The sequence below is a fragment of the Klebsiella sp. 141162 genome, from assembly GCF_050600755.1.
In the GTDB taxonomy this organism is placed as follows: Bacteria; Pseudomonadota; Gammaproteobacteria; order Enterobacterales; family Enterobacteriaceae; genus Klebsiella; species Klebsiella aerogenes.
Map to the genome: position 1 here is coordinate 516,059 of NZ_JAQIRI010000003.1, position 7,916 is coordinate 523,974.

7 protein-coding genes are annotated in these 7,916 nt (G+C 55.1%); 5 read left to right on the plus strand and 2 right to left on the minus strand.

What is annotated here, in order from left to right; genetic code table 11:
- The first annotated feature begins 8 nt into the window (after positions 1 to 8).
- From rbsA to rbsR, 5 genes are all read left to right on the plus strand, one after another.
- Positions 9 to 1,514, plus strand: coding sequence for a ribose ABC transporter ATP-binding protein RbsA (gene rbsA / locus PGR23_RS13640; protein ID WP_015368992.1), 1,506 nt, complete (start codon positions 9 to 11; stop codon positions 1,512 to 1,514).
- A gap of 5 nt (positions 1,515 to 1,519) precedes the next feature.
- On the plus strand, positions 1,520 to 2,485 hold the full coding sequence (rbsC, locus tag PGR23_RS13645; RefSeq protein WP_015368991.1) for a ribose ABC transporter permease: 966 nt from the start codon (positions 1,520 to 1,522) through the stop codon (positions 2,483 to 2,485).
- A gap of 27 nt (positions 2,486 to 2,512) precedes the next feature.
- On the plus strand, positions 2,513 to 3,403 hold the full coding sequence (rbsB, locus tag PGR23_RS13650) for a ribose ABC transporter substrate-binding protein RbsB (protein WP_045396020.1): 891 nt from the start codon (positions 2,513 to 2,515) through the stop codon (positions 3,401 to 3,403).
- 99 nt (positions 3,404 to 3,502) lie between these two features.
- Entirely contained in the window at positions 3,503 to 4,435 is a 933-nt protein-coding gene (rbsK, locus tag PGR23_RS13655; RefSeq protein WP_161801952.1) for a ribokinase, read from the plus strand.
- A 3-nt stretch (positions 4,436 to 4,438) separates the two neighbouring features.
- Positions 4,439 to 5,431 (plus strand): ribose operon transcriptional repressor RbsR, encoded by a 993-nt coding sequence (gene rbsR, locus PGR23_RS13660; protein WP_072251486.1) that lies wholly within the window; start codon positions 4,439 to 4,441, stop codon positions 5,429 to 5,431.
- Here the strand turns inward: rbsR and mdtD are convergent.
- Positions 5,428 to 6,825: a multidrug transporter subunit MdtD gene (gene mdtD / locus PGR23_RS13665; protein ID WP_396280076.1), complete on the minus strand. Its 1,398-nt coding sequence runs from the start codon at positions 6,823 to 6,825 to the stop codon at positions 5,428 to 5,430. The two genes, rbsR and mdtD, sit on opposite strands and share 4 nt — an antisense overlap.
- 13 nt (positions 6,826 to 6,838) lie before the next feature.
- On the minus strand, positions 6,839 to 7,540 hold the full coding sequence (locus tag PGR23_RS13670) for a FadR/GntR family transcriptional regulator (RefSeq protein WP_045396024.1): 702 nt from the start codon (positions 7,538 to 7,540) through the stop codon (positions 6,839 to 6,841).
- Positions 7,541 to 7,916: the final 376 nt, after the last annotated feature.

Consider the following 7,916-nt stretch of genomic DNA (forward strand, 5'->3'; position numbering starts at 1 on the left):
TCGCCGCCATGGAAGCTTTATTACAGCTGAAAGGGATCGATAAAGCGTTCCCTGGCGTCAAAGCGCTCTCCGGCGCGGCGCTGAATGTCTATGCTGGCCGGGTAATGGCGCTGGTAGGGGAAAATGGCGCCGGTAAATCGACAATGATGAAGGTACTCACCGGTATCTATACTCGTGATGCCGGTTCTTTGCTGTGGTTAGGTAAAGAAACGACCTTTAACGGCCCAAAATCCTCACAGGAAGCCGGTATCGGCATCATTCACCAGGAACTCAACCTGATCCCGCAATTAACGATTGCCGAGAACATCTTCCTTGGCCGCGAGTTCGTTAACCGCTTTGGCAAAATCGACTGGAAAAAGATGTATGCCGAAGCGGACAAGCTGCTGGCGAAGCTGAATTTACGTTTTAACAGCCAGAAGCTGGTGGGCGATCTGTCGATTGGCGATCAGCAAATGGTGGAAATCGCCAAAGTGCTGAGTTTTGAATCGAAGGTCATCATTATGGATGAGCCCACCGATGCCCTGACCGATACCGAGACCGAATCGCTGTTCCGCGTCATCCGCGAATTGAAATCGCAGGGGCGCGGCATTGTCTATATTTCCCACCGCATGAAAGAGATCTTCGAAATCTGCGATGACGTCACCGTATTTCGCGACGGGCAATTTATTGCCGAGCGTGAAGTGGCTTCGCTGGATGAAGACCGACTGATCGAGATGATGGTTGGCCGTAAGCTGGAAGATCAATATCCGCATCTCGATAAGGCGCCCGGCGCGGTACGTCTGAAGGTCGATAATCTCTGCGGATCCGGGGTGGAAAACGTGACGTTTACCCTGCGTCAGGGCGAAATCCTCGGCGTTGCCGGGCTGATGGGCGCCGGGCGTACTGAACTGATGAAGGTGCTGTACGGCGCGCTGCCGCGCAGCAGCGGTTCCGTGACGCTGGACGGCCATGAAGTCGTCACCCGTTCGCCGCAGGATGGCCTGGCGAACGGCATTGTCTATATCTCCGAAGACCGTAAGCGTGATGGCCTGGTGCTCGGGATGTCGGTCAAAGAAAACATGTCATTAACCGCGCTGCGCTACTTCAGCAGGGCGGGGGGTAGCCTTAAGCATAAAGATGAACAGCAGGCGGTCAGCGATTTCATTCGGCTGTTTAATGTGAAGACGCCTTCAATGGAGCAGGCAATCGGCCTGCTTTCCGGCGGTAACCAGCAAAAAGTCGCTATCGCTCGCGGGCTGATGACCCGGCCAAAAGTGCTGATCCTCGACGAACCAACCCGTGGCGTCGACGTCGGGGCGAAGAAAGAGATCTACCAGCTGATTAACCAGTTTAAAGCCGATGGCCTGAGCATCATCCTTGTCTCTTCTGAGATGCCGGAAGTGCTGGGCATGAGCGATCGCATCATTGTGATGCATGAAGGGCATCTCGGCGGTGAATTCACACGCGAGCAGGCCACCCAGGAAGTATTGATGGCTGCCGCTGTGGGCAAGCTTAACCGTGTGAATCAGGAGTAAAAAAGATGACTACCCAGGCTGTTACTGGTCGCCGCTATTTCACTAAAGCGTGGCTGATGGAGCAAAAATCGCTGATCGCCCTGCTGGTGCTGATCGCGATCGTTTCGACCATGAGCCCTAACTTTTTTACCGTTAATAACCTGTTCAATATTCTGCAGCAGACTTCCGTTAACGCCATTATGGCGGTCGGGATGACGCTGGTCATTCTGACATCGGGGATCGACCTGTCCGTCGGTTCTCTGCTGGCATTGACCGGCGCCGTCGCGGCGTCTATCGTCGGTATCGAAGTAAATGCGCTGGTGGCCGTTGCCGCCGCGCTGGCGCTCGGTGCGGCTATTGGCGCGGTGACCGGGGTAATTGTCGCGAAAGGTCGCGTGCAGGCGTTTATCGCCACCCTGGTGATGATGCTGCTGCTGCGCGGCGTGACGATGGTTTATACCAACGGTAGCCCGATCAACACCGGCTTTAGCGATAACGCCGATCTGTTTGGCTGGTTCGGTATCGGACGCCCGCTGGGGATCCCGACGCCGGTATGGATTATGGCGATTGTCTTCCTGGCGGCCTGGTACATGCTGCACCATACTCGCCTGGGCCGTTATATTTATGCCCTGGGCGGTAACGAAGCGGCGACGCGGCTTTCCGGCATCAGCGTGAATAGAGTGAAAATCATCGTCTATGCGCTGTGCGGAATGTTGGCTTCACTGGCCGGGATCATCGAAGTGGCGCGTCTTTCCTCTGCGCAGCCGACGGCGGGGACGGGCTATGAATTAGACGCGATCGCAGCGGTCGTACTTGGCGGCACCAGCCTGGCAGGTGGTAAAGGTCGTATCGTCGGCACGCTGATTGGCGCGTTGATTCTTGGCTTCCTGAACAATGGTCTGAACCTTTTAGGCGTTTCTTCCTATTACCAGATGATCGTCAAAGCGGTGGTGATTTTGCTGGCGGTACTGGTAGATAACAAAAAGCAGTAACTGAGAACTCTACAGGACATCTTAACTATGAATATGAAAAAACTGGCGACCCTGGTCTCTGCTGTTGCTCTAAGCGCGACCGTTAGCGCAAACGCGATGGCGAAAGATACCATCGCACTGGTTATCTCTACCCTGAATAACCCCTTCTTCGTTTCTCTGAAAGACGGCGCGCAGAAAGAAGCCGATAAGCTGGGCTACAACCTGGTGGTGCTGGATTCCCAGAATAACCCGGCGAAAGAGCTGGCGAACGTACAGGACTTAACGGTTCGCGGCGCCAAACTGCTGCTGATTAACCCAACCGACTCCGATGCTGTCGGCAATGCGGTGAAGATGGCGAACCAGGCTAAAATCCCGGTTATTACCCTGGACCGCCAGGCTTCAAAAGGCGATGTGGTGAGTCATATTGCTTCCGATAACGTGCTGGGCGGTAAAATGGCCGGCGACTATATCGCGAAGAAAGTCGGGGAAAATGCGAAAGTCATTGAGCTGCAAGGCATTGCCGGTACCTCTGCGGCGCGCGAGCGCGGCGAAGGTTTCAAACAGGCCGTGGCGGCGCATAAGTTCAACGTACTGGCCAGCCAACCCGCTGACTTCGACCGTACCAAAGGTCTGAACGTGATGCAGAACCTGCTGACGGCGCATCCGGACGTGCAGGCGGTGTTTGCGCAGAACGACGAAATGGCGCTGGGCGCGCTGCGTGCGCTGCAGACTGCTGGAAAATCTGATGTGATGGTGGTTGGATTTGACGGCACTCCGGATGGCGAAAAAGCAGTAAATAGTGGCAAACTGGCAGCGACCATCGCCCAGTTGCCGGAGCAGATCGGCGTTAAAGGCGTCGAAACCGCTGATAAAGTGCTGAAGGGTGAAAAAGTGGATGCCAGCTATCCGGTTGAGCTGAAACTGGTCATTAAGCAGTAAAATGCGATTCGGGCCGGCAACGGTCCGAGGGACAACATAAAAAAGAAAAGCAGGGCATGCGCCACCGGAGTCCGGTGGCGCGCTTTCCCGGGAACAAAGATGATGAAAACCGCAGGCAAACTTGTCGTCCTTGGCAGCATCAATGCCGATCACATTCTTAACCTTGAATCCTTCCCTACTCCAGGTGAAACCGTTACCGGAAACCACTATCAAGTGGCTTTCGGCGGTAAAGGCGCCAATCAGGCTGTCGCTGCCGGGCGTAGCGGCGCGGATATTGCCTTCATTGCTTGTACTGGCGATGACGATATCGGCGAACGCGTTCGCCGCCAGCTGGCGAGCGATAACATCGACGTGGCGCCGGTGCGTGCCGTTGCTGGCGAATCAACCGGCGTCGCGTTAATTTTCGTTAACGCGGAAGGCGAGAATGTCATCGGTATTCATGCCGGCGCAAATGCTGCGCTTTCTGTTTCTCAGGTTGAGGCGGAAAAAGAACGAATTGCCAGCGCGCAGGCATTGTTAATGCAGCTGGAGTCGCCGCTGGAGAGCGTGATGGCCGCTGCGAAAATCGCTCATCAGCATCAGACTACCGTGGTGCTTAACCCTGCCCCGGCGCGCGAACTTTCAGATGAACTATTGGCGCTGGTGGATGTCATTACGCCGAATGAAACCGAAGCGGAAAAGCTGACCGGTATTCGCGTTGAAAGCGACGACGATGCCGCGAAAGCCGCCAGTGCGCTTCATGCGAAAGGGATTGGTACGGTGATGATTACTCTCGGCAGCCGCGGCGTGTGGTTAAGCTGCGAGGGCGAAAGCCGCCGGGTCCCCGGATTTAAAGTTCAGGCCATCGATACGATCGCCGCTGGCGACACTTTTAATGGCGCATTTGTCACCGCGCTGCTGGAAGGCCGTGAAGTGGCAGACGCCATCCGTTTTGCCCATGCCGCCGCCGCGATTGCCGTCACCCGTAAGGGAGCGCAACCGTCTGTGCCGTGGCGCAAAGAGATCGACGAATTCTTGCGTCAACAGGGGTAATGCTTGGCTACCATGAAGGATGTGGCCCGCGTCGCGGGCGTTTCCACCTCGACCGTTTCTCACGTCATTAATAAAGACCGCTTTGTCAGCGAGGCGATTACCGCCAAAGTTGATGCGGCGATCAAAAGTCTTAACTACGCACCTTCGGCGCTGGCGCGTAGCCTCAAGTTAAATCAGACGCGAACCATCGGCATGTTGATCACCGCCAGTACTAACCCGTTTTATTCGGAGCTGGTGCGCGGCGTGGAACGCAGCTGTTTCGAGCGCGGCTACAGCCTGGTTTTATGTAATACCGAAGGCGATGAGCAGCGGATGAATCGCAATCTGGAAACGCTGATGCAAAAACGCGTCGATGGTCTGCTGCTGCTGTGCACCGAAACGCATCAACCTTCCCAGGAGATCATGCAGCGTTATCCGTCGGTGCCGACGGTGATGATGGACTGGGCGCCGTTCGACGGCGACAGCGATCTCATTCAGGATAATTCGTTGCTCGGTGGCGATATGGCGACCCAGTATTTAATCGATCGCGGTCATACCCGTATTGCCTGCATTGCCGGGCCGCTGGATAAGACGCCGTCGCGACTGCGCCTGGAAGGCTACCATGCGGCGATGGCGCGCGCCGGGCTGGATGTCGCCGAAGGTTATGTCATTACCAGCGATTTTGAATTTGGCGGCGGTTTTACCGCGATGCAGCAACTGCTGGCGTTAACGCCACGGCCGCAGGCGGTATTTGTCGGTAATGATGCGATGGCGGTCGGCGCGTATCAGGCGCTGTATCAGGCCGGGTTGCGTATTCCGCAGGATATGGCGCTGGTGGGGTATGACGATATTGAACTGGCGCGCTATATGACCCCGCCGCTCACCACTATTCATCAACCCAAAGATGAACTGGGAGAGCTGGCTATCGATGTGCTGATTCACCGCATGGCGGATCCCGGGCAAAAACAGCAGCGCGTGCAGCTTACCCCCGAACTGGTGGTTCGCGGTTCAGCTTAGTGCTTGTGCCGCTCCGTTATCAGGTTGCGGCCATCTTTAGCTCTGAGCAGCATAAACATCAGCGCTGATACCACGGTGATCGCACCCATCGTGATAAAGGTATAGTGGAATTGTTCGATGGTGCTGGCGTTATCAAATCCTTCATAAAAACGCAGGACTGCCGCGCTGATGGCCACGCCAAGGCTAATGGACAGCTGCTGGGTTACCGCGAGTAGGCTGTTGCCGCTACTGGCATTGTCATCGGTTAAATCAGCAAGCGTAATGGTGTTCATCGAGGTGAACTGCGTGGACATCGCCATCCCCAGCACAAATAGCGGCAGTAGTAGCAGCCACAGCGGCATTCCTGGCGACTGCAACGCAAACTGCGCGATCATCAAACCAATAAAGATAGTGACCCCCACCAACGTTTTGCGATAACCAAACCAGCGTAGTATCTGTGTGACGGTCGACTTGGCGATAATCGAGCCAATGGCCGTCGGCGCAATCATGCAGCCGGCGATAATGGCCGGGTAGCCGAAACCGACCTGTAGCATCAGAGGCATCAGGAACGGTACGCAGCCGGTTCCTAACCGTGTGGCCAGGTTGCCGGCGATCCCGACAGAGAAGGTATGGGTCTTAAATAAGGAGAGTGAAATCAGCGGCGTGGGATGGCGACGAGCATGGCGAATATAGGCCAGCATGAGCACGACGCTCAGGGCGATGACGGACAGCGCCATCCAGCTGGCAACGATTTTCTCGCCAAAGAGTTCAATACCGCTGGAGAACAGCACCAGACTTAACCCAAAAAGAACAAAGCCGCTGGTATCGAAACGACGGCGGGGCGTGGTGAAGTCCGGCATATATTTGCGGGCGTAGAGAATGCCGATGATACCAATCGGGATGTTAATCAAGAAAATCCAGTGCCAGCTGGCCCAGGTGACTAACACGCCGCCGAGTACAGGACCGAGAATGGGGCCGACCAGGCCAGGCATGGTAACGAAGTTGAGTACCGGCAGCAGTTCGCTACGCGGATAGGCGCGTAACAGCGCCAGACGCGCAACCGGCATCATCATTGCGCCGCCGATCCCCTGGATGACGCGGAAGACAACCAGTTCGGGTAGCGAAGTGGAAAGCGCGCAGGCAAGGGAACCTAAGGTAAACAGGCTGACGGCAATGATAAAGACTTTGCGGGTGCCGAAGCGGTCGGCCAACCAGCCGCTCACCGGTATCAGCATCGCTACCGTCAGGGTGTAGCTGATAATGGCGGATTGCATCGCCAGCGGGGAGTGACCAAGGCTATGCGCAATATCGGGAAGCGCGGTATTAAGAATAGTGGCGTCCAGCGCCTGCATAAAGAAAGCCATGGCCGCAATCCACGGCAGTCCGGCCATACTCCGCCCTTTCTTCCCGGTCATGCCTTTTCCTTCTTTATTTACCTGTGTGGTTTGGGGTATTCAACAATGTCTGGCAGGCAAGCTGCGCGCGCGGACCATCGCTTTCCTGAATGGCGTCAACAATAGCCTGGTGCAGATCCAGTTTAACGACTTCATTTTGCGTAATCGAGGTGAAATAGGTCTGATAGACCGAATGGAATAACGACGCGAAAGAGGTGAGAAACGGGTTGCCGCTCATCGCATAAATATGTTCATGCCAGGCCATATCGACTTCAATCCAGCGTTCGCGGATAAAATGTCTTTTCAGCTCGATCATTTCTTCCATTAACGTATTGAGCTGCGCTTTTTGCTCGGAGGTACCGGCAATCGCCGCCAGAAAACAGGCCTGAGGCTCCAGGCTGCTACGCATCACCAGGAAATGGCTAACCACTTCTTCGAAATTATCTTCCGTCAGCCACCAGGCGAGTAGTTCTTTATCCAGAAAGTTCCAGCTGCTGCGCGCCAGAACGCGAGTACCGATACGCGGACGCGGAAGCAGCATGCCTTTAGCCGCCAGCGTTTTTACCGCTTCTCGTACTGCCGTCCGGCTGACGCCAAACTGTTCGCCCAGCTCCATTTCACCGGGAAGGATGCTCTCTGGCGGATATTCGCCAGTGAGGATTTTTTGGGCGATCTTCTCCGCGATGACCCAGGAGATGTTTTTTTGTGCCGCCAGCTGCTGTGCGCTTATAGACATGAATGCCGTTCCTTTCTCTTTTCTACTTCATCAGTATGCCACCTGACGGCTTATTTCGGTGGTTAAAACAGCAAAAGGGCCATTTTTTACGATTTCAACATCCGCTTTGGCGAAAAAAGAGACGGTTGAAAAGTTTTTTGAAAACAGGGCTTGTCAACGTCTCAGAACTCCCTATAATGCGCCTCCACTGACACGGAACAACGGCAAGCAAGCCGCCGGGTCAGCAGGGTTTCAGCAGTAAAATACGACGCTGAAAACCGACAGAGAAAAGTGAAAATAAACGCTTGACTCTGAATGAGGAAAACGTAATATACGGGACCTCGCAACGGTGAGCTGAAAGCCGCGTTGCAACTGCTCTTTAACAATTTATCAGACA

Excerpts from the sequence above, each read along its gene's own strand:
- PGR23_RS13670 (WP_045396024.1), bottom strand. The coding sequence starts at position 7,540 with ATGTCTATAAGCGCACAGCAGCTGGCGGCACAAAAAAACATCTCCTGG.
- rbsK (WP_161801952.1), top strand. The coding sequence starts at position 3,503 with ATGATGAAAACCGCAGGCAAACTTGTCGTCCTTGGCAGCATCAATGCC.
- rbsB (WP_045396020.1), top strand. The coding sequence starts at position 2,513 with ATGAATATGAAAAAACTGGCGACCCTGGTCTCTGCTGTTGCTCTAAGC.
- rbsC (WP_015368991.1), top strand. The coding sequence starts at position 1,520 with ATGACTACCCAGGCTGTTACTGGTCGCCGCTATTTCACTAAAGCGTGG.
- mdtD (WP_396280076.1), bottom strand. The coding sequence starts at position 6,825 with ATGACCGGGAAGAAAGGGCGGAGTATGGCCGGACTGCCGTGGATTGCG.
- rbsA (WP_015368992.1), top strand. The coding sequence starts at position 9 with ATGGAAGCTTTATTACAGCTGAAAGGGATCGATAAAGCGTTCCCTGGC.